The following is a 24,396-nucleotide window of genomic DNA, read 5'->3' as shown; positions in this document are numbered from 1 at the left end:
GAGGTTGGAAGGCCCGGAATGGATTAGACAGGGCTCATGCGCCTGCACCTCGTCGACGGTACCTATGAGCTCTACCGTGCCCACTTCTCGCCCCGGCCCGGGGCCACCGCGCCGGATGGCCGCGATGTGAAGGCCACGGTGGGGCTCGTCTCCTCGATGCTCGCCCTGCTGCACGACGCCGATGAGGCCGTGACGCACGTGGCCCTCGCCTTCGACAACCCCATCCGCTCGTTCCGCAACTCGCTCTTCGCCGGCTACAAGTCCGACGAGGGCGTCCCCCCCGAGCTGCACGCGCAGTTCGACCTGGCCGAGGACGCCATGCAGGCGCTCGGACTCACGGTGTGGTCCATGAAGGACTTCGAGGCGGATGACGCGCTGGCCACCGCCGCCTCGCGCTGGGCCGGGAAGGTGGAGCAGGTGCGGCTGCTCACCCCGGACAAGGACCTCGGGCAGTGCGTGCGCGGCCGCAAGGTGGTGCAGGTGGACCGCAAGCAGCAGAAGGAATTGGACGAGGACGCGGTGCGCGCGAAGCTGGGCGTGCCCCCGGTGAGCGTGCCGGATCTGCTGGCGCTCGTGGGCGATGACGCGGACGGCATCCCCGGCCTGCCCGGCTTTGGTGAGAAGGGGGCGTCGGCGCTGCTCTGCGCGTACGGCCACCTGGAGGCGATTCCCGCCGACGCGAGTGCGTGGACGGTGCGCCCGCGTGGCGCGGAGAAGCTCGCGGCCACCCTGCGCGAGAACCGCGAGGACGCGCTGCTGTACCGGAGACTGGCCACCCTGGTGACGAACGCGCCGCTGGCCGAGTCCCTGGAAGACCTGGCCTGGGCCGGAGTCCCCCGCAAGCGCTTCCTGGCCCTGTGCGACTCGCTGGGGCTCACCACGCTCAAGACGCGCCCCAAGCGCTGGGCGGCGGACGAGGGCTGACACCTGGGGCATGGGCCTGGCCCGCACGGTGGCCACTCGGTGGTTGCACGGGGCCTCGAAATGGCGCAGATGGGCTCGGGGTTGAACACCGATATGTCCACCGAGATGAAGCCCATCGGGCTGAACATTCCTGGCTCCGACGACGACTGGGTCCCCTCCATGGAGGACATGCCCTTCCACCGCCTCGGCGGAGAGGAGGGCGTGCGCGCCCTGGCCGAGGCCTTCTACGACGCCATGGACGCGAACGAGCCAGCGCTCGCCCGCCTGCATGAGCTGGATGAGCACGGCAAGGTGTCTCGCGGCATGCGCGAGCGCTTCGGCCTCTTCCTCATCGGCTGGCTCGGCGGGCCCCAGCACTACATCGAGAAGCACGGCCACCCGCGCCTGCGCATGCGCCATGGTCACGTCCCCGTGGATGTCTCCATGCGCGACGCCTGGCTGCGCAGCATGCAGCGGGCGATGGAGGCCCGGCACGTCACGGGCGGCGTGCGCCGCTTCCTCGACAAGCGTTTCGCCGAGGTGGCCGACTTCCTGCGCAACGTCGAGGGCTGACGCCTCACCCCGGGGTTGGACGCACGGCGGGGAAAGCTCCATCGGGGTCACCTGTGTCACAATGCCGGTGCACCTCCCATGATGACCTCCTCCCGTGCCCGGTCTCCCCGGCGGAGCCTGATTCCCCCGGGATTCTTCCTCGCGACCGCCGTGCTCCTGTTGCTCGAGGGCATGGCGGGCTGTGCTCGGAGTGATACGCCACCGCCGCCCGTCGAGGCCCAGGTGGAGGGCTACTGGCTGCGGCCCATTCCCCGAGGCAGCCGCATGGTGCCGTGCGGACATGGCTCCCATGCCTGGGTCTGGACGCCGGGCCGGGACGGGCTCTGGCTCGTGGACGCGGACGGGCGCGAGCTCCTCTCCAAGAGCTTCAGCGACAAGGACAAGGACGCGCGGGTGGTGGACGTGGTGCCCACGGCGGACCCCGAGCGTGCCTGGGTCCACGTGCAGGTGCCCTCCATCGTGGACGACATCAGCGAGGTGTACGGGGTGGACCACCAGGGCCGCGAGCAGCGGCTCCAGGACCCCATTCAGCAACTGACGCTCGTGCCCTCCGAGGGCCATGAGCGGCTCTGGGTCGTGTCCGGGGTCAACAAGCAGCTCCGGGTCTTCGATGCCGCGGGCTCCGAGGTGGGCCGGGTGGACCCGAGCGCGCTCTCCGGCGTCATCGTGCGCAAGGCGATACCCGTGGGAGATGGCCAGCAGGGTTGGCTCGTGCTGGACCAGAGCCTCTATCAGGTGGACCTGCGGGGACGTTCCTTCTCCAGCACCCCTCAGAAGCCGAGCATGGTGCGGGCGAAGGATGTGAGCAGTCTGGTGCCCACCGCGCGGCCCCAGCGGGCCTGGGTGCTCGCGGAGCAGCCCGGTACGTCTGGCTCGCAGTTCGTCCTCGTGGGCCGGGAGGGCGCGAAGACCACCTCGGCTCCGCTCCCCGGTGTGGTGCAGCGGCTCATCCCTCACGGGGGCGGCAGTTCCTTCTGGATGGTGGTGGCTCCGACTTCGAGCCCGGGGGGCGCGGGGTTCTCGGGTCCCTCATTGAAGCTGGTGGGCGTCGACGACGGGAAGGTGGTGGGCCGGGGGCTGGAGGTGGAGGGAAAGCCGACTCTGGAGCACTCGCCGGATGGGCACGTGTGGGTCAGTGATGACAAGCGTGTGTACCTCCTGGGCGATGGGGGGGACGAGGTCGCGCGCAGCGAGGAGGGGCTCGCGCTCGGAGGCGCCCGGCTCCTGCCGCTCTCGGCGGAGCGCGCGTGGGCGGTGACCCGGGACAATGGAGTTCATCTGCTGTCCGTGAAGGGCACGGTCATCACCGAGAGCGCCTCGCTGGCCACGGGCCTGCGCGACGCGACGCCCAAGGCGTGGGACGCGCACGGGGGGTGGCTGCTCTCGGATGACGGGACGCGGCTGCACCGGCTCGAGCTCGGGCCGGAGGGGCTCTCCCTCATTCCGGTGCTCGAGGGCGTGGCGATGGGCGACGTGCTCCCCATTCCGGGCACCGGCCGCTTCTGGATCTCCGGCATTCCTCGCGGCTACGTCTACGGGCCGGCCTCGGAGGTGCGGCGCGTGGCGGTGGGCTTCGCGGGCGGAGCCGGCATCGAGCGCGACGCGGGCGGGAAGGTCCAGGTCCGGGGCCGCCTCGAAGCGGGCGCGCCGTTGGAATCGTTGGAGCTCGACTGGCCCGGGCTCGCACAGGCGGCTGGCGCGGGACGCACGCTGCGGCTCGAGCTGCGCGCGGAGGACGGGAGCGGCGAGCTGGTGGGGCAGGGGCTCCGGCATCTGGCGGAGCCCTCGGGCCTCCTCTTCCAGTGGATGGCGCCGCCGGGAAGCGCGGAGCACCTCTACCGCACCGTGGTGGCGCACGAGGTGGAGAACGGCTCCCGCCTCTCCGCCACCTTCCAGCATGTGCCTTTCGGCGTGCCGCTGCTCGACCGGGTCTGGGTGCGCACCGCGCTCGCGTGTCTGGCGGTGACGCTGTTGCTGCTCCTGCCCGTGTTGCTGCTGCGCCCCTCTGCCGCTCCCCGCCGGTGGTTGCCGCTCCTCGGCTATGTCGCCTCCCTGGTGGGCGCGGGCGGTGGCGAGCTGATGGGTCTGCTGGGCGGACTGCGCATCCACCTGCCCACCGTGCTGGCCGTGACGTGTGCCGAGCTGGTGCTGTGCGCCGGCCTGGGGCTGTTGTCGCCAGCCGTGTTCCGCCGGCTCGTCTTCACCCACCCGTTCTCCTGGGCCGCCGCGCCGCTGTTGCGCTGGCCCTCGTTCCGGCGCCGCTTCTTCGCCGCCCATGTCCGGCAGGTGCGCCGCCGGGTGGATGTCGCCTCCGCCCAGGCCAATGGCGAGGTGTTCGTGGAGCTCTCCTCGAACGTCGTCGAGTACTCCGGGCCTGGAGTGCCGCCCTCGCCCTCGGAGCGCACCGCCGAGGAGCTGTGCCTGCTGCTCACGCGCGGGCGCGCGCACCTGCTCATCCAGTGCGCGGGAGGCAGGGGGAAGAGCGCGCTGTTGAGGCAGCTCGTCCGGCTGTCGCTGGAGCGCTTCGAGAAGCAGCCCGCATTGCCGCTGCCCGTCTTCATCGACCCGGCGGCGGAGGACCTCGAGACGGCCGCGAAGGAGGCGTTGCAGGACCTCGGGCTGCCCGAGGCGCTGCGGGACGCGCTGCTGGAGTCGGGGGACTTCTTCCTCGTGCTGGACGGACTCACCGAGTCGAAGCTGGAGCCGGAGGCGCTGCGCCGCTACCTGGAGCGGGAGATGGGGCTGCACGCGCCGGTGCTGCTGTCGGCCCGGCCCAACGAGGCGTACCGGGCGGCGATGTCCCATGCGCTCCGGTGGATGGGGGTGGAGCCGAAGCGGTTGGACGAGGCCGGGCTCGTGCGTTTCCAGGCGGCGTACCCGGGCCCGGACGGCAAGCCCCCGGTGCTCTCCGAGTCCTCCCGGCGCATCTGCCGGGGGCGCGCGGCGGATGGGACCTATGTGCCCATCCTGGTGCGCCTGGCGCTGCGCTTCGGCGGGAGCGACGTGGACAGCGTCATCAACCTCTACCGCGCTGTCTTCGCGGGGTTGCTGAAGAAGGACCCGGACGATGCGGCCACTTCGGAGCTGCTGACATTCGCGGAGACGCTCTGCCTGGGCAGCTATTGGGAGCACCGCAGCCGGCTCATCGTCTTCCGCGACAGCCCGGACGAGCCGAAGCTACGGATGCTGCTGGACGCGGGGCTGCTGGTGTCCGCGGACGCGCGGCCCGGGCCAGTGCCCACGCACGTGCGCTTCTTCCATGACTCGATGCAGAGCTACCTCACGGCCCGGGCGCTGTATGCGCGTCATGCGTCGCAGGCGCGGTGGGACTGCCTGTGGCGGGCCGCGGGCGAGCCGGGCTTCGCTCGCGAGCAGTCGGACCTGATGACGGAGGCGGGCTCGGAGCTGTTCCAGATGTGCTCGTACGTCTTCGGCTACGACGCGAGGCTGAAGGCCGAGCTGGCTCGGCACCTGGAGCTGTGCGCGGAGGCCAACGACGAGCGGCTCAACAAGGAGGGCATCCTCGCGGCCGTGCCCGAGGCGCTGCGGCCCGAGCTGCGCAAGTCCGGCCGGGTGTTGTCGCCGGGGCTGCTGCTGAGCGAGGCCAGCCGCGTCTGTGGCGAGTACGCCGACGGAGAGGCGCTGTTCCTGCTCTACGCGCGCATCGCTCCGCTGGCCTGGCCCTGGAAGCCCGAGGGCTCGAAAGAGACGGCGTCACGAGAGGGCGCGGACGCGGCCTGAGAAGTGGCAATCGGCCGAGCGGGTCCATGGTCACACGCCTCCCGGGCGATGGGACTGGCAGGCCCACCCGGCCCCGCACGCGTCTTGAAGGCTCCCTCCCGGGTGCGCGCCCCTGCCTGCGCTCGCGTGCACTGGCACTCTCCGTGGAGGAGTCACATGGTGAGAGCCATGGCAACCATCGAAATTGGCAAAGACAACTTCAAGGACACCGTCTCCAAGGAGGGCATCGTCCTCCTGGATTGGTGGGCTGCCTGGTGTGCCCCGTGCCGGTCCTTCGCTCCGATTTTCGAGCAGGCCAGCGAGAAGCACTCGGACATCATCTTTGGGAAGATCGACACCGACAAGGAACCGGAGCTCGCCAGCGCATTCGCGATCCGGTCCATCCCCACGTTGATGGTCTTCCGCGACGGCATCATGCTCTTCGAGCAGGCTGGGGCCTTGCCAGCGGAGGCGCTCGAGGATCTCATCCGCCAGGTGCGCGCACTGGACATGAATGAGATCCGTCAGCGGCTGGTGGAGCGTCAGGCCCAGCAGCAACAGCAGCCTGAAGCTGAATCCCCCAAGACCTGAGGACAGGGAGGAGCGGCTACTGTCACGGAGGGCGCCCCTTGGACCTCAAGGACTTGTGGGCCCCTGGAATCCCTTCGCGCGGAAGGTCACCACCAGCGTGTCCCGGTACCCCCGCTCGGCCAGCGGCTGGATCGGCGTGCTCTCGTGGATGACCCGCTCGTCATCGAGCAGCAGCGCCGACCACGGCTCGGTCAGCGTGAAGCGGATGCCGTGCGGACCGGCGGCCTCGAAGACGCGCGTCTCGCCACCCTTGATGCCCTCGCGCCCGACGAGCAGCACGGCGACGAAGTCCACTCCGTCACGGTGCGCACCCTCGGGCGTTGGCCGGCCGATTCCGTCCGTCGTGTCGATGCGGAACTGGTGCGCCTCGACGTACCACGTCCGTGGCCCCTTCAGCGCCGAGCAGCACGCGGCGAGACCTCGCAGCAGTTGCCGCCAGGCCGGCTGCTCGACGACCGCTGGCGTCACCGGCTCGAACCAGCGCTCCAGCCCTCCGTGGAGCGCGTTGTATTCGACCGGCTGCCAGTGCGCCCGGTGTGGCACCTGTGTGACCGTCGTGCCCTCGATGACGAAGCACGAGTGCCGGCGCGAGCGATAGCGCCCTCCGTCGCGCAGGTAGGTGTCGGGCGGCAGGTCGTTCCAGGTCGGACGCAGGGCGTCGAGCTCGGCGGCCCGGGTGCCCACCAGCTCGCACAGACCCGTGCGGCTGAGGATGGCGTAACCACGGTCCCGTAGGACGGCGGTGACCTCGGATGGCGGAATGATGGGAGGCGAGAGGCTCATTGTTGAAGGTCTCGAACATGCGAGAACGCAGGTAGAAGTAATCCTGGGCGGGTGTGCCTGCCTGCGTCCACGTCTTTGCTAGGGTTCGCGCCCCATGAACCTCCGAACCCTCACCCCTCTGCTCGTCTCGCTGGTGACGGGCGCCGCCTCGTCCGTGTTCGCACAGGCCGCGGAGAAGCCCGCCTCCCCGGCTCCCTCCACGGTGCAGGGCATTGCCCCGCTGACCGGACAGCCGAACCTCCTGGCCAGCGGCGTCCCCGCGGTTCCCCCCGAGCTGCGCAAGCGCGTCCTCCAGTATCTGGAGTCGCGCTCGGCGAACCTGATGGATGTGAGCCAGGACGGCAAGCAGGTGCTCATCTCCACCCGCTTCGCGGACACCAACCAGCTCCATGTGGTGGAGCAGCCCATGGGCGCCCGCTTCCAGCTCACCTTCACGCCCGAGCCCATCAACACCGCGCGCTTCCTCCCCACCGACCCCAACGTCCTCTTTTTCCTGCAGGACGTGGGCGGTGGCGAGTTCTTCCAGGTGTACCGTCTGGACCGGCGCAACGGCCGCTCCGAGCTGCTCACCGACGGCAAGAGCCGCCACGAGGAGCTCGCCGTGTCCGATGATGGCAGGTGGCTCGCGTACGGTGGAACGGGCCGCAACGGCAAGGACACGGATGTCTACGTGGCGCCCACCGACAACCCCAAGCAGGCCCGCCGCATCACCGAGTCCGAGGGCACCTGGTATCCGGTCGGCTTCTCCCGCGATGGCTCCAAGCTGCTCGTCACGCAGTTCCGCGCGGCGGATGACAGCGACCTGCACGTGGTGGATGTGAAGACGGGCGAGCGCCGCCAGCTCACCCCCAAGGAGGGCAAGGGCAGCGTCAACCGTGCCGTCCTCACGCCGGACGGGAAGAGCGTCTTCCTGGTCACCGACCGCTACGGCGACTTCGCTGCGCTCTACAAGCTGGACCTCGACAAGGCGCCGTACACCGCCGCGCCTCCGTCCCTGACGGGCTCGCTCCGTTGGGACGTGGAGTCCATCGCGCTCTCTCCGGACGGGAAGACGCTCGCCGTGGAGACGAACGAGGACGGCTACGGCAAGCTGTACCTCCTGGACACGAAGCGCGGCGCGCTCTCTCCCGTGGAGGTGCCCCGCGGCGTCATCACGGACCTCGTCTTCCCGCGGGGCCGCTCGGACGTGCTCACCTACGCCATCTCCACGTCGAAGTCGCCCACGGACGTCTACCAGGCCGACCTGCGCACCAAGAAGAGCACCCGCTGGACGCGCTCGGAGGTAGGGGGCCTGGACACGAGCACCTTCGTGGAGCCCGAGTTGGTGCACTACAAGTCCACCGACGGAGTGCAGGTGCCCGCGTTCCTCTACCTGCCGCGCGGGCGCGAGGGGAAGGTGCCCGTGGTCCTCATCTTCCACGGTGGCCCCGAGGGACAGAGCCGTCCCAACCTGAGCACCTTCACGCAGTTCCTCGCGGTGGAGCTGGGCATGGCGGTGCTGGTGCCCAACGTGCGCGGCTCGGAGGGCTACGGCAAGGCGTACCGGGCCATGGATGACGGGGTGAAGCGCGAGCAGAGCCTCGCGGACATCGGTTCCTCGCTGGACTACATCTCCTCCCGGCCGGAGCTGGACGCCTCGCGCGTGGGTGTGTACGGCGGCTCCTATGGTGGGTACATGGTGCTGGCCACCGCCGCGTTCTTCCCGGAGCGGGTCCGCGCCGCGGTGGACGTGGTGGGCATCTCCTCGCTGCCCACGTTCCTGCAGAACACCCAGGCCTACCGCCGTGACCTGCGCCGCGCCGAGTACGGTGACGAGCGCGACCCCGAGGTGCGCAAGGTGCAGGAGCGCATCTCCCCGCTCAACTCGGTGGACCGCATCAAGGCGGCGCTCTTTGTCCAGCAGGGCGCCAATGACCCGCGCGTGCCCCAGTCCGAGGCGGAGCAGATCGTGAAGGCGGTGCGGGCCCGGGGCACGGACGTCTGGTACCTGCTCGCGCTCGACGAGGGCCACGGCTTCGGCAAGAAGGCCAACCGGGACACCATCACCGTGGCGACCTTCCTCTTCCTGGAGAAGTACCTGGGCGCGCCCACCGCGCCGGCCGGTGGCTCACGTCCGTGACGGACTCCGTGTAAAATGCGGTGTCATGTACCGTACAGAGGATCTCAACGCCCGGGTGGATGAGCTGATCCGCGCGGGCCGCCTCTTCTTCGAGCGCGGTTGGGTGCCGGCCACGGCTGGCAACTTCTCGGCGCGTCTGGACGAGAGCCATCTGGTCATCACCGCCTCCGGCCGCCACAAGGGCGAGCTGGACGCGGACGGCTTCCTGTTGATGGGGCTGGAGGGCGAGGTGCTTTCGCCGGGCCGCAAGCCCTCGGCGGAGACCGCGCTGCACCTGCAACTCTACCGCAGGGAGCCCTCGGTGGGGGCGGTGCTGCACACGCACTCGCTCACGGCCACGCTGCTGTCGCGCTTGAGCCGCGGCGCGCTGGTGCTCGAGGGGTATGAGGTCCTCAAGGCCCTTCCCGGCGTGGACACCCACGAGGTGCGCGTGGAGGTGCCCATCTTCGCCAACGACCAGGACATCCCCCGGCTCGCCGCCCGGGTGGACGCCCATATGTCCGAGCACCCCGGCCTTCACGGCTATCTCATCGAGGGCCATGGCCTCTACACCTGGGGCCGGACGGTGGCGGATGCGCGGCGGCATATGGAAGCATTCGAGTTCCTGTTCCAGTGCGAGCTGGAGATGAGGAGACTGACGAGATGAGCGAGCTGACCGTATTCAACGAGGGTGAGAGCCAGAGTCATCAGATTCGCACTCGGGACTTCGATGCCATCCGGCGCGAGCTGGACTCGGTGGGCATCCGCTTCGAGCGCTGGGAGGCGCGCCAGCCGCTGAAGCCCGGTGCGAGCCAGGCGGAGATCCTCGAGGCCTACCGGGACTCGGTGGAGCGGCTGAAGCAGGAGCGGGGCTTCAAGACGGCGGACGTGCTGAGCATGGTGCCGGACCATCCGGACAAGGCGGCGCTGCGCAACAAGTTCCTCAACGAGCACACCCACACCGAGGACGAGGTGCGCTTCTTCGTCGAGGGTCAGGGGCTCTTCTCCATCCACAAGGGTGGGCGAGTCTTCAACGTCCTGTGCGAGAAGGGGGACCTCATCGGCGTGCCGGATGGGACGCCACACTGGTTCGACATGGGGCCGCAGCCGCGCTTCACCGCCATCCGCCTCTTCACCAACACCGAGGGCTGGGTGGCCCACCACACCGGCAGCGACATCGCCTCGCGCTTCCCCCGGTTCGAGTAACCGCACATGGTCCAGGTCATCCTCACCGACATCGAGGGCACCACCTCCAGCCTGTCCTTCGTGAAGGAGGTGCTCTTTCCCTACTCGGCGAGCCATCTGCCCGGCTTCGTGCGTGCCCACGGCCAGGAGCCCGAGGTGCGCAAGCTGCTGGACGAGGCCCGTCAGGTGGCCGGCGGGAATCCGGACGACGAGCGGCTGGTGGGCACGCTGCTGCGGTGGATTGAAGAGGACAGGAAGCTCGGGCCCCTCAAGGGACTGCAGGGTCTGCTGTGGGAGGAGGGCTACCGCCGGGGTGACTTCCAGGGCCACGTCTACGAGGACGTGCCCCGCCGGCTGCGCGAGTGGCATGCCCGAGGCCTGCGTCTGTATGTCTATTCCTCGGGCTCGGTGCAGGCGCAGAAGCTGCTCTTCGGTCACACGCGCTTTGGCGACCTGACGCCCCTGTTCAGCGACTACTTCGACACGCGCGTCGGGGGCAAGAAGGAGGCGGCCTCCTACGCGGCGATCGTCCGCGAGCTGGGGCTGCCCGCCTCGGAGATCCTCTTCCTCTCGGATGTGAGGGAGGAGCTCGATGCGGCCGCCGCGTCGGGCCTGCGCACCGGATGTCTGGTCCGGGGTGAGGGGCCCGCCGTCGACCCGGGGCCCCACCCGGTGGCCCACAGCTTCGACAAGATTCAACCGTAGAGGGGCACCCGTTGGAGGTGACCCCAGATGTCAAGTACCTGAGACAGGGGCCTCCGGCCCCTCCTCCATCATCTGGATGGCGCGGTGCTTCTCGTCCTTCCCCAAGTTCGTGTACCGCATCGTGGTGCGGAGGCTCCGGTGGCCTGCCAATTCCTGGCGGAACGCCCTGTATGGCGAGGTGGCTACAGAACGTGTGGCGGAGAGTGTGAAGCGCCCCCGTCACCTTGAGCCCCGCCCGCTTCTGCTCAGCGGCCATCCACGAGCGGAGCGTCTGCTGGAACACTGGCGCCCCATCCTCGCGGGGGCTCGCCCATCAGGTGGCGGTTGCTTGTGCGCGCCGAAGCCAGCGCGCTTGTGCTCTCCAGTGCCCAAGATGGCCCGCGTCCTTGAGTCCGGCCCTACGAACGGGGCGGAACAGAGAGGCCGAAGAGCCGCCCGACTTCGCGGAAAAGCTTGTCGAAGGAGTCCGCGCGTCGCGCCGTGGTCAGATCGAAGACGCTCGTCAGCGCAGGCTGGTCGATCGTTTCTCTGTAGCCATCTGACATGTGCTGGCTCAGCCAGCCCTTCGCGTCGCGAATGGTCTCGGGGGCAGCAGGCGGAGCAAGATCTTCTGGAAGTCCCCGGCGGCCACGAAGCGATTCCGCTGCCGTGAGGAACCATGCTTCGTACTCACGCTTCGCGACAACCACGGAGATATCGCGATCCGGTCGACATCCTCTCGCCAGGGCAAGGAGTCTTGGTCCTAGTACACAGGGGAGATCATCATCGGCATCCAGAAGGAGAAGGATGCGCCCCTCGTTCCCTACCTTCCGCGCCATGAACTCGATGGCGTTCTTGAGTCCCTCCTCCTTGGTGAGTTGCCCTCGGGAAACACGATGCGGAGGCAGAATGAAAGGACTCAATTCCGGCGCCAGCTCTCGTAGGATCCTCCGCACGAGATGAGGGGCAGACTGAACCTCTCCATGGCCTTCGACGATGAGCCCGACTTTCATTCCGTCTCCAGCTCGAAGAGGCGAAGCTGCTTGGGCTCGGGAACCAGATTGAGATCGGGCGTCAGTTGATTCGTCTTCAGCAGCTCGCCAGCCGTGTAGAGCCGATCCTTGAGTGTGGATCGCGTGGCCTCGTCGAGTGGCGCAATGAGGGTCTTCCCCTGCTCAGCCAGAACCGAGACGATTTCGTCAGCGGAGACATCGGAGGCGTCAAGAAGATCGGGACTATGGCTCGTGACGATTACCTGCGCATGCCTTGAGCCATCACGCAGCGCATCACGCAGGATACCTGCCGCCGCTGGATGTAGCGCGACCTCGGGCTCCTCGATACCCACCACACGCACGCGATCCACAACCCGGGCCTGGAGGAGTGCGACGAGAACACCCAGCGCGCGCAGCGTCCCGTCAGACATGTTGATCGCCGGGAAACGCAGGGGAACCTTGGCCCCCTCGACCTGCTGACGGAACTCCAGCGTCTCCATGTGCCCGACGCGCTTGGGATCCACGCGTTCCAGTCCAGGCACGATGCGGCTGAGATACTCCTCGATGCGCCGCTTCGTGCTGCCGTCATCCAGCGTTTCCAGGCGCTCAAGCACGCTCGATAGATTGAATCCATCACGTGCGAGCAGCTCGCCCTTGTCAGGAGACTGGAGCGCTCGAATCTTGTCCGGGTTCAGGTTGTAGAACCCCATGTTCGAGAGTACGTCGAACACGGGGAGGAACTCCGGCAGACCCGCAGCGTTGACGAGATAAAGGCGGTCTTCCGAGCCTGGTGGCGCGACGGCAGTGGGCTTGACGACGACCTGGCCTTTACGAACGAGGTATTTCGCGCCCCCTACTGCACACTCCTCTTTCTGGACGGCATAGTCACCATGAGAGCGTGCGCCGACCTCGAAGGAAAAGTGCCCCAACTCGCCATCCGGGAGTTGGAAATCGAGTCGGATACTGAAGTGTGTGGGATGGCCGCTCGATTTCCGGCGAACCTCATGCACGCCTCCGCGATCACGCAGTGCGTGATCAAGTGACGTGCGGAGAGCATCCGTGGTGAGCCTCAGTGCATCCAGGAAGTTGCTCTTCCCAGACCCGTTGGGACCCACCAGAAACGTGAGGGGCCCGAGCCGCACGTCACAGGCTTCGATGCTGCGGTAGTTGCGAAGCTGTACCCGTGTCAGAAACGGGACGCGTTTCGCCGGCACTTTGAAGAGGGAGGTCTGCCCGGGAGTCTCAGGCGATGGCATCAGGGCTCTCTAAAAGAGGGAGCCTAGATGAATGTGCGCAGCCCGCAAGCTTGCGGGCAAAACGCATCTTCTCCACCTGATGAGCGGCGGAACCCCGCCCCTACTCCCGTCGTACAGTGCGCCTCTGATTCCATCTCCAAAATGTCCCCGATACAGGAGGGGGCTCCGGGCGACTGGCGAGGACAACCTCGTGGACTCGAAGTGCCCGGATTCACTCGCGACTTCTCGAAAGGCGTGTGCCGTCGCGGGTTTAGGCCCCCTTTTTCCACGGGCTCCAATTCCGTCGGGGACACTTCAATCGGGGCCGGAAGCTGCTGGAATCTCAGCGGTTTCCGGCCCCGGTAGTTTCAGGCCCAGGCTCATCTCCAGAATGTCTCCACGCCGGAGACTCCTCCGCCCTTCAACTGACCCACCCCGTCGCGGCTGCGCACGGGCTGGCGCCTCCTGCCCCTTCTCCCGGAGCGGCGGTGCAGCACCCCTGGCATGGGGTAGTCGCCACATCTTCCGAGGATGTGGCGAGACCGGAACCGGGGATGTCACCGCTCGTCGTCGCTCTCGCACCACCAGTTCGCTTGGATGCCGCGGCCGCGCATGATGTGCCGGAGTTCATGGGACTCTGCGTTCGTCATCCTTGGGTTGCTGCCCTGGTAGAGCATCGCCGCGCCCTTGAAGACTTGAACTCGCGCGACACGGCTCGTGGACAGGATCGCTTCCTCGGCCTGAGGGGGGCGCAGGAAGGTGATGCCACCCGACAGCATGCTGTCGATCTCGTCCATGTCTGCCTCGGTCGGGTTGACACCCTGGAGGGGGACGGCGAAGGACCTACAGAGGATGAGATACACCGTGAGGCCGGAGGACAGGGTAAGTGGCTGGGGCATGGTGGAATTGAGGTTCATGATGTGATTCTCCAGCCCATCGAAGGGCCTAGGCGGGCGCAGGGAGCGCGTCACACGCCTCACCGTGCTTCGCGCCTGCGCACGCCTCAACCCTGGGCGCCGCAGCCGTCCGGACCTGACTGCTCCCCGAGCGCGCGGGTGGGGTGGCGTCGTGCGCAGGAGTTGTGGCAGGCGCCGCGGACCCGGGGTGTTGGCCTCGGGGGATGGCTCAGAGTGCATCACTCCGAGTAGGGGCCAACCTCCGAAGGATTCTCGTCGGCCTGGGCGTCGTCCTCCTCCTCGCCGTTCTCATCGCCATGGTGGGGTACGTGGCGACTCGGTCGCCCGAGTCCTTGGAGAAGCTACTGCTCTCCGTGTTGGATAAGCTCTTCCTCGGCGTCGCCGCGGCCGGCGTGGGCTACTGGCTTCAGCAGCGGCTGGAGATCTTCAAGCGGGACCAGGCGCTTGCGTCGGAGCTGGCGAAGGCCCGCATCGCCGCGTATCACCGGTTTTTCTCTGCGCTATCCAAGGTTGAGATTACCGGGGAGCTTCTGCTGACCGAGCTGTTGGAGAAGTGCGGGGACGCGACAGACCAGTCCAGGGAGGCCTCGTTCAAGTCCAGGTACGAGACGTTTAAGGAAGAATTCGTGACACTACGGAACTTGATGGCGTCAGAGCGGTATCTCCTCGGTGGTAGATTCGAGAGGGTCGCCGCGCGTTACGTGCAACGACTTCGAACCGATATCTCGGAGTTGCGGAGTGGCGCGAGACCCGACGAGGCAACGGTGAAGCGTAAAGACGCGGTTCGCCAGGGACTCCGCGACGAGCTCGAGCGCTGCCTGCCACGGTTCGCAAGGACCCCCACGGATGACCTTCAGTTCACCGCCCCGGATTTCGATGCCGTCCTCGCGGAGGTCTCCACGAAGGAAGAGTTGACCCAGAAGTAGCCGGCGGCGCAGCTCGCGGCCAGCACCCTCTTCCAGCTGGCGCTCGGCGAGGCGGAAGAGGGCGGTAGCGTGCAGTCGTCGAGACGAGAGAAGTCGAACTCGTCGGCGATGGCCGCGAAGCTCTCCGGGGCCTTTTTGCAGAACTCGGCGGTGTCGAACCAGAAGTCCCAGCCCTGAATGCCCTTGATGCCTACCGCGACCTCGGTCCCGTCGGCGGCACTCTGACACAGGAGTAAGGAGCCTTCCCGGCGGGTGCCGCACCTCCCGCATCACCTCGTGGTCCGAGTGGCTGGAGCGCTACCGGACACGTGCCCTTTCGTACATTGTGGCCCATCGCCCGAGCGCTCATCCATGCGCCGCGCGTGGCCGCCAGCTCTCCGAGCTTCCCACCCAGCATGGGGCAGGCCCGCGCCCTCACAGACGCGTCGACCGCTGTCTGTCCGGTCGCAGTACCCACAGGAGGGAAAGCGATGCCGTCCATTCATGGTCTTCTGGTTCGCAATGGAGAAGGGACTCCGTTGGGGCAGTTTGTCCCCTCGGGCAAGTTCGGGAGGATCTTCCCGTCGCTGCAACCGTTACTGCCGCCGGTGGCGGCGCTGGAGGAGCTCGGCCGGGCGATGAAGGACCCCGCCCCGGCGGACCCCAAGGGTGACAACGAGGACGTCCCCGCGGGCTTCACGTACCTGGGCCAGTTCATCGACCACGACATCACCTTCGACACCACGCCCATCCAGGAGGTGCAGGTCGACCCGCTGGCCCTCCACAACTTCCGCACCCCCGCGCTCGACCTGGACTGCGTCTATGGCCGGGGGCCGGGCGATCAGCCCTATCTCTACGAGCTCCCTCCCAACGAGGCGCGCTTCGTCCTCGGGCGCACCAACACGACTCCCGGCATCGGCGATCCGAAGGTGAAGACGGCGCTCCCGTTCGACCTGCCGCGTGGCTCGCAGAACCTGGCCATCATCGGAGACCCTCGCAACGACGAGAACCTCATCGTCGCCCAGCTGCACCTGGCCTTCCTCCGCTTCCACAACAAGGTGGTCGATGGGCTGAAGGCCGGCACCATCGCGCCGCCCCCGTCCGCCACCCAGCTCACCCTGTTCGAGCAGGCCCGCAAGCTCGTCATCTGGCACTACCAGTGGATCGTCCTGAACGACTTCCTGCGGCGCGTGGTGGACGATGACGTGCTCGACGACGTGCTCGAGAAGGGCCGGTCGTTCTACCTCCCCGAGGGCGATGCCTTCATCCCGGTGGAGTTCTCCGCCGCCGCGTACCGCCTGGGGCACAGCATGGTGCGCGAGGCGTACGACTACAACGAGGTCTTCACCTTCAAGGACGGCCCGCGCAAGAAGGTGCCGGCGACGCTCCAGTTGCTGTTCCGCTTCTCCGGGCGCTCGGGCATTGGTGTGCCCATCCCCAGCGATTGGATCATCGACTGGCGGCGGTTCTTCAAGTTCCCCAACGATGGGGTGACGGCGGGCCTCAGCCGCAAGCTCGACCCGTTCCTCTCGCCGACGCTCTCGGAGATTCCCGACCACGGCGTGCTGCCGGGCACCAACCTGCCCATCGCCAACCTGAAGCGCGGGCGCAGCCTCGGCCTGCCCTCGGGACAGAACGTGGCGCGGCGCATGCGCATCCAGCCGCTCTCGCCCAAGGACATCGCCACGGGGCCCGATGGCGCGGTGGCCGCCAAGAACAACCTGCACCTCGAGACTCCGCTCTGGTACTACATCCTCAAGGAGGCCGAGCAGCGCGGGGGCAGCAAGCGCCTGGGTCCCGTGGGCAGCCGCATCCTGTCCGAGGTCTTCGTGGGCCTGCTCGAGCTGGACACGAGTTCCTTCCTGGCCAGCAATCCGCAGTGGACGCCCACCCTGCCCGCGGCCAAGGCGGGCGACTTCACCATGACGGACCTGCTCTCCTTCGTGGGTGACCTGGCGCCGATCAGCGACCCGAAGAACCTGAATCCCTGAGGTGAGGCGGTCGTGGAGTGAAGAACCCCGGCCGGGTGCCGCCATCGCGCCCCGGCCGGGTGCAGTCCGTCGTGTACGCGTGCGCCCTCGGCGCTGGCCACCCAGCTGTCCCGGCCCGTGCAGCGGCCGGTGGGAGCGATGCCCAAGGGCTTCGAGGACTTCGCCTTCCGTTCCGCCTCCGGCTTCGTCAGGTCGGCCCCCGGGTATCGGACACGCCCAGCCCTTGTGTCTCGGGTGAGAGCTCGATCCGGGTGATGTGCCAGCGGCGTTGCTCTTCCGTCGAACCGGGGACGTCGTTGATGCGCCGGAGCGTGACCGTTCCCGACTGGTGGAGCTCGTTCCCGGCCTTGAACCGCCCGTAGATGACCACTGGGACCTGGACATAGACCGAGCCCGCCGCTCCCTCGGGCCGGCCGGGCGCGCCGACCTGGGCGTGGTAGCTGGTGTAACGGTCGAAGTCGGCGGCGAACTGGGCTTCCGTGCGTTGGCTGGCCTTTCCGCCATCCGACCAGAGCCGCCAGGCGTCGCCGTACTTCCCGGCTTCGAGCAGCGCGAAATAGGTCTGCACGACATCGCCCGCGGCCTGCGGGCTCTTCGGCCCCGCGGGTGCTTCCGACAACGGGGTGCGATCGTCCGGCAGCCCGCCGGGCGCCCCGGGCGGTGGCGGCGAGACGGGTGCGTCGACGGAGACCCGGCACACCACGCCCGGGTCGCTGGCGAGCTCCTCACCGGGCTTCAGCTGGCTCAGGGTGGCCTCGGAGCCCCGGGTCCACCATTGCAGGCCCGAGCCCGTGTAGCGCGCACCGCTCGCGGCTCGCGCGGCCTTCAGCGGATGGAGCCGGCCACCGCGCTCCACCACCGCGGTGTCGGCGCCCGGATAGTCCGCCCGGAGCGTCTCGCCGTTTCCGCAGACGTAGGTCCAGATGCCGGGCCCGGGGTTCACGGGCGCCGCCGCGGCAGGCGCTGGCGACGATGGAACGGCCTGGGACTCCGGTGCGTGCTGACAGCCCGCGAGCACCAGCACCAGTGCGGCCGGGGTGAGTCTGCTCGAGGGTCTTCGGGTTGGCGTTGTGTGGGTCACGATCCATATGCTCCCACGGGCACTTCGTCAGGGGCACTGATAAAGCTTGTTGATCTTCTTGGCGTCCAGTGCCGTCAGGCCCGCCTTGCGGGGGGCTCAATGAGTTGCACGCCCGCTTGTTTGGGCACGAGGGTGGGGGTGGGGGGCACGTTGACAGAGCGGTAGGTACTTTCCATGAGCATGATGATGAAGACTTCACGCCCGTGGAAGGAGCTCGGTAGTTCACTCGAAGTGTGTGCCATATTCAGGACTCCTGCTCCGAGGAGGCCTCATGCTCAAGAAGCTCATGCTGTGTCTGGGTTTCGCGGTGGTCGCCGTGTTGGGTGAGCTTGCCCCGACCCAGTGGACAGAGGGGTTGGGCTCCCCTGGCGCCTGCACGCTGCCGCACGGTACTCGCGCCCGTTCAGCCCGCGTTCTCCTCCACCTGGAGCTCGCGCGGGATGGAGGCGTGGAGCTCCAAGCGCTTTCCCGTGAGCGGATGCACGAAGCACAGCCGCTCCGCGTGCAGCAGGTAGCCGATATCCCCGAGCAGTCCCGGATGCTCGGCGCGCGGCACACCTCCCACGGTGTAGACGGGATCTCCTTCGAGCGGATGCCCGATGAAGGCCAGGTGGATGCGGATCTGTTGGGAGCGGCCCGTCTGGATGTCCACCTCGAAGAGGGTGCTCGCCGCGCGCCGCTGGAGCACGCGCGCCAGGCTCCGGGACGCCTTCCCGCCTGGAGTCGCCATGGGCACCATGCCCATGCCCGGATGCTCCGCCTCGCCAATGGGCACGTTGATCTCGTAGCACTCCTGGGTGGCCACGCGGCTCGACAGGGCCCGGTAGCGCTTCTCCACCTCGTGATCGCGCCAGGCGCGGGACAGTTTCGCCGCCGCGTCGTGCGTGCGCGCGAAGAGCACGAGGCCCGAGGTGCCGCGTCCCAGCCGATGCAGGGGGCTCGCCTCCGGGAAGTGCTCCCGCACGAGGTGCAGCAGGGTGTTCTCGAGGAATCCTCCGCCCGGCACCGTGGGCAGGCCGCCCGGCTTGATGACCGCCAGGATCGCCTCGTCCTCGTGCACGAGCGAGTAGTCGTGCGGCGTCTCCTTCTCCTCCCAGGGAGGCCGGTTCCAGACGAGCCACTGGCCGGCATTCAGCCGCTCCTCGCCCGTCGCGGGGAGGTCATCCAACAGGACCTCGCCCCGGGCGAGCCGCTCCCGCCACACCGCGCTCGGGGAGTGCCGGTAGGTGGCGACCAGATAGGAGAGCGTGCTCTGTCCCCGCGCCCGGGTGCCCAGCTGCTCGCGGTAGGCATAACCCTTATTGAAAGCCACGCCGCTACCCCCTCTCGAAGAGCGGGTTGGAGAGCCACGCTCGGGGGTCTGGACCATCTCACGCGGGGCGCGGACCTTCCAGGTCCTTCACCCACTCGAAGAAGAGTCACTGCGATTGGAAGCGGCGGGAACCGAGGCGGCCTGCCTGCTCGGCGAGCCCGGGAGACAGGTGCGGCGGTGCGGGTGGGTTCGTGTTAGCAACCCGCCGGTGGAAACCAATGCCCCCCGTCCCCGCGCCGTCCTCGTCGCCGTCCAACTCCCCGGTGTGTCCGATGAGGACCACGCGGGCAGTCTCGCGGAGCTCGGCAGGCTCGTGCACACGCTCGGCTACGAGGTCGTCGCGACGCTCTCGCAGAAGCGCAGCGCGCTCGCCGGCGGGGCGGTCCTGGGGAGCGGCAAGCTCAAGGAGCTCGCGAAGCTGACGGGCGGCACCGGGGTGGTCCCCTCCGGCGTGGCGGCGAAGAAGTCGAAGGCGCGCGCCCGCTTCGAGGGGGCGGACGCGGAGGAGGGCGAGGCCGCGGACGAGGAGCTGCCCCGAGACGGGAGCGCGGACGCCCCCGAGGACGAGGACGAGGGCGAGGGCGGCGAGGAGCCACCCTCCGACGACGCCGCCGCGGACGCCGCGCCGAAGGCCACGGTGGTGGTGGTGGACCACGACATCTCGCCGAGCCAGGCGCGCAACCTGGAGCGCGCCACGGCGGCGAGCGTGCTCGACCGCACCGGCGTCATCGTGGAGATCTTCCACCGCCACGCGCGCAGCCGCGAGGCAAAGCTGCAGGTGGAGATCGCCCGCCTGAGCTACGTCGCGCCGCGCATGCGCGAGTCCTCGGGCGGCGGACGCCAGCAGGGCCCGGGCGCGGGCGAGTCGGAGCTCGAGCTCGACCGCCGGAAGATCCGCGACCGAATCGCGGAGCTGCGCGAGGCGCTCGCGGTCATCCAGAAGGACAACGACCACCGGCGCCACGCGCGGCGGGACCAGCTGCGCGTGGCGCTGGTCGGCTACACCAACGCGGGGAAGTCCTCGCTGATGCGCGCGCTCACCGGGAGCGAGGTGCTGGTGGCGGACAAGCTGTTCGCGACGCTCGATACCACGGTGCGCGCGCTGCATCCCGAGACGCGGCCGCGGGTGCTCATCTCGGACACGGTGGGCTTCATCAAGAAGCTGCCGCACGACCTGGTGGCCTCGTTCCGCTCGACGCTCGACGAGGCGCTCGAGGCGTCGCTGCTGCTGCATGTGGTGGACGCGTCCGACCCCACCTTCGAGAGCCAGCTGCAGGTGACGCTCGAGGTGCTGCGGGAGATCGGCGCCGACGCAGTGCCGAGCCGGCTGCTGCTCAACAAGATGGACAAGGTCGCCCCGGAGGAGCGGGCGGCGCTGACCGCGCGCTTCCCGGATGCCCTCCAGCTCTCGGCGAAGGCGCCCGAGGACGTGGCGGCGCTGCGGCAGCACATCATCGACTACTTCGACGGACTGATGGTGGAGGACGAGCTCGTCCTCCCGTACGCGCGGCAGGCGCTGCTCGGCGAGGTATTCGAGCACGCGCGCGTGGTGAAGGAGGCCTACGACGAGACGGGCCGGCGGATGACCGTGCGCGGCCTGCCCGGCGGAATCGCGCGGCTGCGCCGGGCGCTCGCGAGCGCCTGATCAGCATAACCCAACTGTCCACGTAACCGGATCAAGCCCACTGTCGCGCCTGAAGGCCCACAACCAGAGTCTGAAGAAGGTCAGGGGCGGACTTCCCTGGGGGAGTCCTGGCTCCGCTCCGCCGTGCCGGGTCCCACCCGCTCGTTCCTCCACGGGAAGGTGAAGGCGAGTGCCAGTCCGGCCAGTCCCACGAGGATGTAGAGGCACTGGCCGCACGCGCTCGTTTCCCCGAAGAGGGCGGTCACCAGGTTCCATTTGAAGAGGCCGATGAGCCCCCAGTTGAGGGCGCCGATGATGACCAGCACGGCGAGCAGCTTGCTGAAGGCGCTGAGGGTCGACTGCGTTCTCGCTGTCATGGCTCTTCCTTTCGCGGATTCAGGTCTGCTCCTAGATGGAGGAGCCATCTCGGGAATGTTTCGCCCGGTGGTCGGCCCGGGACGGGCCCGGCTGGCCGGCTGCCCTCCGGCTCACTCCAGCGCGCGGGGCAGCTCCACGCGGAAGGTGGAGCCCACGCCCAGCTGGCTGCTCACCGTGATGTGGCCGCCCATGGCCTCGATGCTCTGCCGGGCGATCCACAACCCCAGGCCGAAGCCCCCGTAATGGCGCTCGGACACGGCGCGCTCGAAGCGGCCGAAGACGCGCTCCAGGTGCTCGGGCCCGATGCCAATGCCCGCGTCGCGCACGACCAGGCGGGCACATCCGCCCTCGGCCTCCACGGTGATGTGGATGGGGTTGCCCTGCCCGTACTTCACCGCGTTGGAGACGAGGTTCGTCACCGCCTGGTCCAACCTCATCCGGTCCCAGTTTCCGGGCACCGGGGCCGGGGCGTGCAGCGTGAGGCGCGAGCCCGTGCGCGCCAGCTCCTGCTCGAACCGCTCCGTCACCTCGCGCACCAGGGCGGCGAGGTCCAATGGCTCCGGCCGCGGCTCGAGCCGGCCCGCGCCCAGCCGCGACACGTCGAGCAGGTCATTCACCAGGTGCATCTGCCGCTTCACCTGCCGGTCCACCATCTCCAGGCCGCGGCGCAGCCGTTGGGGTGGAACGCCGTCGGGGTTGCGCGCGCACACCCCGAGCAGCCCCTGCACCTGGAGCAGGAGCGCGGTGATGGGCGTGCGCAGCTCGTGGCTGGCGATGGAGAGGAACTCCTCGCGCAGGCGGATGGCGTCCCGGGCCTCGCGGTAGAGGCGGGCGTTGTCGATGGCCAGGGCGGCGTGCCGGGCCAGGTCTTGCGCCAGCGCCAGGTCCCGCATGTCATAGCTGTGCCGCGAGGAGACGAAGGACAGTGCGCCAATGGTCTGTCCGCGCACCAGCAGGGGCACGCACAGGTAGGAGCGCGCGGCCAGTTCGCACGGCAGCAGGGGCCCCGGGTGCTTCGGAAGAGAGGCGAGCGAGCCCCGGTCCGCGCACAGCTCCGGCTGCCCCGAGGTGATGACGCGCGAGACCGCGGACTCTCCCGGTGCCAGCGGCCCCAGCTCCAGAGGCAACTGCTGCTGCTCCGCGGCGCGGGCGGTGGCCACGCAGCTCACCATGCCTGCGTCACCGACCAGGTACACGTAGCAGCCATCCGCGTACGTGGGGACGGCCAGGTGGGCCACCCGCTCCAGCGTCACCTCATGGTCCAGCGAGCTGGCGAGCACGCTGCTGGCCTCCGCGAGGAATCGCAGGGCCGCCTCGACGCGCTTGCGCTCGGTGATGTCCGCCTGCACGGCGAGACACAGCCGCCGGTCCCCGGCCACGCTCACCGCGCTGGCCCACATGGCCACGTCGAGCGTGGTGCCGTCGCGCCGGTGGCGGCGCGTTTCGATGCCGAGGATGGACTCGCCCCGGGCGATGCGTGCCAGGTTGTCGCGGAACTCCCCCAGCCTGTTCTCGGGGACCACGGGGATGAAGCGGCCGAGCACCTCCTCGGCCTTCCAGCCGAAGATGCGCTCGGCGGCGGGGTTCCACAGGCGCACCCGGCCGTCCAGCTCCACCAGGGTGATGGCGGTGGGCGAGGACTGGACGATGGCCTCCAGCGTGTGGTGGGCGTCGCGCAGCGCCTCGCGGGCACTGCGCTCCTGGGCGAAGAGCCGCGCGCGCTCGAGCGCCTGGGAGGCATGGTGGGCCAGCAGCGTGAGGAAGACGCGCTCGTCGTCGTCGAAGCGGTGCACCCCGGCGAAGGCGAAGACGAGCATGCCCAGGTTGTGCCCGTCCACTGTCAGGGGCAGGCACGCCACGGCGAGCGGGGCCGCGGTGGGCGCCAGCGTGCGCAGCTGCGCGTCCATCCCGGGGTAGCGCCGGGCAATCTCCTCGCGCGACTCGAGCAGCACGGGCCGTCCGGACTGGATGACGTCGTCCAGGGGCATGGCATTGCCGAAGGACAGGGTGCCCACCACCGCCGTCACCTCCGGTGGGATCCCCACGCTGCGCAGCAACTGGGCGTGGGCGCCGGACTCGTCCACCATCCACAGGCAGGCCACCTCGGCGCCGATGACCGCCACGCCCTGGTCGATGACCACCTCCGCCACGCGCGGCGCGGTGAGGGCCTGGGAGAGGGCGGCGTTGAGCGTCTGGAGGCGGGCGGTGCGCGCGGCGACGCGCTCGGCGCGGGTGCGGGCCTGCTGCTCGGCCTCGTAGAGCCAGGCGCGCTCCATCGCCTGGGCGCTCTGCCTCGCCAGGTCCAGCAGCAGGCCGCGCTCGTGCGTGCCGAAGGTCCGGGGCGCCTCGAAGCCGAAGCCGATGGCACCCAGGGTCCGCCCGCGCGCCCGCAGTGGCAGGGCGACCATGGCGTGCGTCACCTCCGAGTCCGAGACAATGGACTCCAGGCGCGAGGCGGTGAGCGCCTCTCGCGACTCCAGCCACAGCGGCTCGCCCGTCTGGTACGCCCTGGCCACGGGCACCGGAGCGGTGGCGGGCAGCCGGGACCAGCGTGCCAGGCTCGACGGCGCGATGCCCCGGTGGCTCAGCACCTCGAGCAGCCCGGGCTCATCCGCCCGCGGGGCGATGGCGATGGCCCGCTGCGCGCCGATGGCGGCGCTCATCTCCTCCACGACGACGCGGGCCACGTTCGCGGGGGTGACGGCCTCGCTGAGGGCCTCGGTGACGCGCTGCAGGCGCGCGAGCCTCTCGGCGGCCACCTCCGCCGCGTGCCGGGCGCGGCGCTCGGCCTCGTAGGCGGAGGCCACCTCCAGCGCCAGCCCGGCCCGGTCCGCCAGCTCCTGCAGCAGCAGTTGCTCGGCCTTCTCGAAGGGCGGCACGTCCGGCCCTCGGAAGATGGCGAGCGTGCCCAGGGGCCGCTGGCGCGCCCGCAGGGGCAGCAGCAGCAGGTGCACGGTGGCGAGCTCCGCCATGCGGAGCGACGGCTCGGCGGGCAGCGCCGGGTTCTGACCGTGGGTCAGCTCCGCCGGGGTGCACAGGATGGGACGGCCGGTGCGCAGGACGCCCACGTGGGGGGCCTCGTCCGCGCGCAGCGGCAGGGTGGCCAGGCGCTGCAACAGCGGGAGCTCCCGTGGGTCCGTGTGCGCCGATGTCACCGGGTTGAGCCAGAGGCCGTCCTCGGACAGCAGGCGCACGTGGCAGGTGGTGCCCAGCCGGGGGACCATCAGCCCACACAGGCGCTCCAGCACGGCGTGCGGCTCCAGGCCGGCGTCGGCGAGCTGATGGGACGCCTCGACGAGGAGCGTCAGCCGCTCGGCGTCCGGCGCCCCGGCGTCTTGTCTGCGCGCCTCTCTGGCTCCTGCTCCCAATGGGTCTCCGCCAGCCGCTTGCCGGCGGCGCATGTGAGCACGAAAAGGTGACCCGA

At 69.1% G+C, this 24,396-nt stretch carries 19 protein-coding genes; 11 read left to right on the top strand and 8 right to left on the bottom strand.

Translation table 11 applies throughout. From position 1 onward, the window contains the following. The first annotated feature begins 36 nt into the window (after nt 1-36). From DAT35_RS06175 to trxA, 4 genes are all read left to right on the top strand, one after another. The gene (locus DAT35_RS06175; protein ID WP_108065954.1) at nt 37-924 is read left to right on the top strand and encodes a 5'-3' exonuclease H3TH domain-containing protein; all 888 of its coding nucleotides are present in this window, start codon (nt 37-39) and stop codon (nt 922-924) included. A gap of 93 nt (nt 925-1,017) precedes the next feature. After that, entirely contained in the window at nt 1,018-1,476 is a 459-nt protein-coding gene (locus DAT35_RS06170; protein WP_108066426.1) for a group II truncated hemoglobin, read from the top strand. A 78-nt stretch (nt 1,477-1,554) separates the two neighbouring features. Next, a complete protein-coding gene (locus tag DAT35_RS06165) occupies nt 1,555-5,217 on the top strand; it encodes a hypothetical protein (RefSeq protein WP_108065953.1) in 3,663 nt (1,220 codons plus the stop codon). 168 nt (nt 5,218-5,385) lie between these two features. Next, a complete protein-coding gene (trxA, locus tag DAT35_RS06160) occupies nt 5,386-5,787 on the top strand; it encodes a thioredoxin (protein WP_108066425.1) in 402 nt (133 codons plus the stop codon). A gap of 45 nt (nt 5,788-5,832) precedes the next feature. Here trxA and DAT35_RS06155 read toward each other — a convergent pair whose 3' ends face one another. Beyond that, on the bottom strand, nt 5,833-6,570 hold the full coding sequence (locus DAT35_RS06155) for a 2OG-Fe dioxygenase family protein (protein WP_108065952.1): 738 nt from the start codon (nt 6,568-6,570) through the stop codon (nt 5,833-5,835). A 94-nt stretch (nt 6,571-6,664) separates the two neighbouring features. On the opposite strand from DAT35_RS06155, the gene DAT35_RS06150 reads away from it, so the two are divergent. The 4 genes from DAT35_RS06150 to mtnC are packed head-to-tail and all read left to right on the top strand — an operon-like array spanning nt 6,665 to nt 10,558. Continuing rightward, nucleotides 6,665-8,689 carry an alpha/beta fold hydrolase gene (locus DAT35_RS06150; protein ID WP_108065951.1) on the top strand — a complete coding sequence of 675 codons (2,025 nt, stop codon included), beginning with the start codon at nt 6,665-6,667 and terminating at the stop codon, nt 8,687-8,689. Between the two features lie 25 nt (nt 8,690-8,714). Then, the gene (locus DAT35_RS06145) at nt 8,715-9,335 is read left to right on the top strand and encodes a methylthioribulose 1-phosphate dehydratase (RefSeq protein ID WP_108065950.1); all 621 of its coding nucleotides are present in this window, start codon (nt 8,715-8,717) and stop codon (nt 9,333-9,335) included. Then, nucleotides 9,332-9,874, top strand: coding sequence for an acireductone dioxygenase (locus DAT35_RS06140; protein ID WP_108065949.1), 543 nt, complete (start codon nt 9,332-9,334; stop codon nt 9,872-9,874). Before DAT35_RS06145 ends, DAT35_RS06140 begins: the two co-directional genes overlap by 4 nt. Before the next feature lie 6 nt (nt 9,875-9,880). Then, on the top strand, nt 9,881-10,558 hold the full coding sequence (gene mtnC, locus DAT35_RS06135; RefSeq protein WP_108065948.1) for an acireductone synthase: 678 nt from the start codon (nt 9,881-9,883) through the stop codon (nt 10,556-10,558). Nucleotides 10,559-10,956: 398 nt separating this feature from the next. Here the strand turns inward: mtnC and DAT35_RS06125 are convergent, their stop codons facing one another. The 3 genes from DAT35_RS06125 to DAT35_RS06115 all read right to left on the bottom strand — a co-directional run bounded on the left by DAT35_RS06125 (nt 10,957) and on the right by DAT35_RS06115 (nt 13,681). Continuing rightward, nucleotides 10,957-11,550, bottom strand: a complete 594-nt coding sequence (locus tag DAT35_RS06125; RefSeq protein ID WP_108065947.1) for a DUF4276 family protein — start codon at nt 11,548-11,550, stop codon at nt 10,957-10,959. Continuing rightward, complete coding sequence (locus DAT35_RS06120; RefSeq protein WP_108065946.1) at nt 11,547-12,785, bottom strand: AAA family ATPase; 1,239 nt, start codon at nt 12,783-12,785, stop codon at nt 11,547-11,549. Before DAT35_RS06120 ends, DAT35_RS06125 begins: the two co-directional genes overlap by 4 nt. A 536-nt stretch (nt 12,786-13,321) precedes the next feature. Continuing rightward, the gene (locus DAT35_RS06115; RefSeq protein WP_108065945.1) at nt 13,322-13,681 is read right to left on the bottom strand and encodes a hypothetical protein; all 360 of its coding nucleotides are present in this window, start codon (nt 13,679-13,681) and stop codon (nt 13,322-13,324) included. 203 nt (nt 13,682-13,884) lie between these two features. Here DAT35_RS06115 and DAT35_RS06110 point away from each other — a divergent pair, with 203 nt between their 5' ends. After that, complete coding sequence (locus DAT35_RS06110) at nt 13,885-14,607, top strand: hypothetical protein (protein WP_108065944.1); 723 nt, start codon at nt 13,885-13,887, stop codon at nt 14,605-14,607. Between the two features lie 470 nt (nt 14,608-15,077). Further along, a complete protein-coding gene (locus tag DAT35_RS06105; protein ID WP_108065943.1) occupies nt 15,078-16,577 on the top strand; it encodes a heme peroxidase family protein in 1,500 nt (499 codons plus the stop codon). A 187-nt stretch (nt 16,578-16,764) separates the two neighbouring features. Here DAT35_RS06105 and DAT35_RS06100 read toward each other — a convergent pair whose 3' ends face one another. After that, a complete protein-coding gene (locus DAT35_RS06100; RefSeq protein WP_108065942.1) occupies nt 16,765-17,658 on the bottom strand; it encodes an MliC family protein in 894 nt (297 codons plus the stop codon). Nucleotides 17,659-18,061: 403 nt separating this feature from the next. After that, nucleotides 18,062-18,970, bottom strand: coding sequence for an RluA family pseudouridine synthase (locus DAT35_RS06095; protein WP_108065941.1), 909 nt, complete (start codon nt 18,968-18,970; stop codon nt 18,062-18,064). 208 nt (nt 18,971-19,178) lie between these two features. Here DAT35_RS06095 and hflX point away from each other — a divergent pair, with 208 nt between their 5' ends. After that, the gene (gene hflX / locus DAT35_RS06090) at nt 19,179-20,615 is read left to right on the top strand and encodes a GTPase HflX (protein ID WP_108065940.1); all 1,437 of its coding nucleotides are present in this window, start codon (nt 19,179-19,181) and stop codon (nt 20,613-20,615) included. Between the two features lie 80 nt (nt 20,616-20,695). Here hflX and DAT35_RS06085 read toward each other — a convergent pair whose 3' ends face one another. Further along, nucleotides 20,696-20,971, bottom strand: coding sequence for a DUF378 domain-containing protein (locus DAT35_RS06085; RefSeq protein WP_108065939.1), 276 nt, complete (start codon nt 20,969-20,971; stop codon nt 20,696-20,698). Between the two features lie 111 nt (nt 20,972-21,082). After that, a complete protein-coding gene (locus tag DAT35_RS06080) occupies nt 21,083-24,340 on the bottom strand; it encodes a GAF domain-containing protein (RefSeq protein ID WP_199242824.1) in 3,258 nt (1,085 codons plus the stop codon). Nucleotides 24,341-24,396 lie beyond the last annotated feature (56 nt).

Origin of the sequence: Vitiosangium sp. GDMCC 1.1324, from assembly GCF_003044305.1 — a bacterium.
In the GTDB taxonomy this organism is placed as follows: Bacteria; Myxococcota; Myxococcia; order Myxococcales; family Myxococcaceae; genus Archangium.
The sequence above is the reverse complement of the archived record's forward strand: the minus strand, read 5'-3'. Positions and strand labels throughout refer to the sequence as shown.

Bases quoted from the DNA above. Each gene is read 5' to 3' on its own strand.
- DAT35_RS06175 (WP_108065954.1), top strand. From the start codon at position 37: ATGCGCCTGCACCTCGTCGACGGTACCTATGAGCTCTACCGTGCCCAC.
- DAT35_RS06170 (WP_108066426.1), top strand. From the start codon at position 1,018: ATGTCCACCGAGATGAAGCCCATCGGGCTGAACATTCCTGGCTCCGAC.
- DAT35_RS06165 (WP_108065953.1), top strand. From the start codon at position 1,555: ATGATGACCTCCTCCCGTGCCCGGTCTCCCCGGCGGAGCCTGATTCCC.
- trxA (WP_108066425.1), top strand. From the start codon at position 5,386: ATGGCAACCATCGAAATTGGCAAAGACAACTTCAAGGACACCGTCTCC.
- DAT35_RS06155 (WP_108065952.1), bottom strand. From the start codon at position 6,570: ATGAGCCTCTCGCCTCCCATCATTCCGCCATCCGAGGTCACCGCCGTC.
- DAT35_RS06150 (WP_108065951.1), top strand. From the start codon at position 6,665: ATGAACCTCCGAACCCTCACCCCTCTGCTCGTCTCGCTGGTGACGGGC.
- DAT35_RS06145 (WP_108065950.1), top strand. From the start codon at position 8,715: ATGTACCGTACAGAGGATCTCAACGCCCGGGTGGATGAGCTGATCCGC.
- DAT35_RS06140 (WP_108065949.1), top strand. From the start codon at position 9,332: ATGAGCGAGCTGACCGTATTCAACGAGGGTGAGAGCCAGAGTCATCAG.
- mtnC (WP_108065948.1), top strand. From the start codon at position 9,881: ATGGTCCAGGTCATCCTCACCGACATCGAGGGCACCACCTCCAGCCTG.
- DAT35_RS06125 (WP_108065947.1), bottom strand. From the start codon at position 11,550: ATGAAAGTCGGGCTCATCGTCGAAGGCCATGGAGAGGTTCAGTCTGCC.
- DAT35_RS06120 (WP_108065946.1), bottom strand. From the start codon at position 12,785: ATGCCATCGCCTGAGACTCCCGGGCAGACCTCCCTCTTCAAAGTGCCG.
- DAT35_RS06115 (WP_108065945.1), bottom strand. From the start codon at position 13,681: ATGAACCTCAATTCCACCATGCCCCAGCCACTTACCCTGTCCTCCGGC.
- DAT35_RS06110 (WP_108065944.1), top strand. From the start codon at position 13,885: ATGGCTCAGAGTGCATCACTCCGAGTAGGGGCCAACCTCCGAAGGATT.
- DAT35_RS06105 (WP_108065943.1), top strand. From the start codon at position 15,078: ATGCCGTCCATTCATGGTCTTCTGGTTCGCAATGGAGAAGGGACTCCG.
- DAT35_RS06085 (WP_108065939.1), bottom strand. From the start codon at position 20,971: ATGACAGCGAGAACGCAGTCGACCCTCAGCGCCTTCAGCAAGCTGCTC.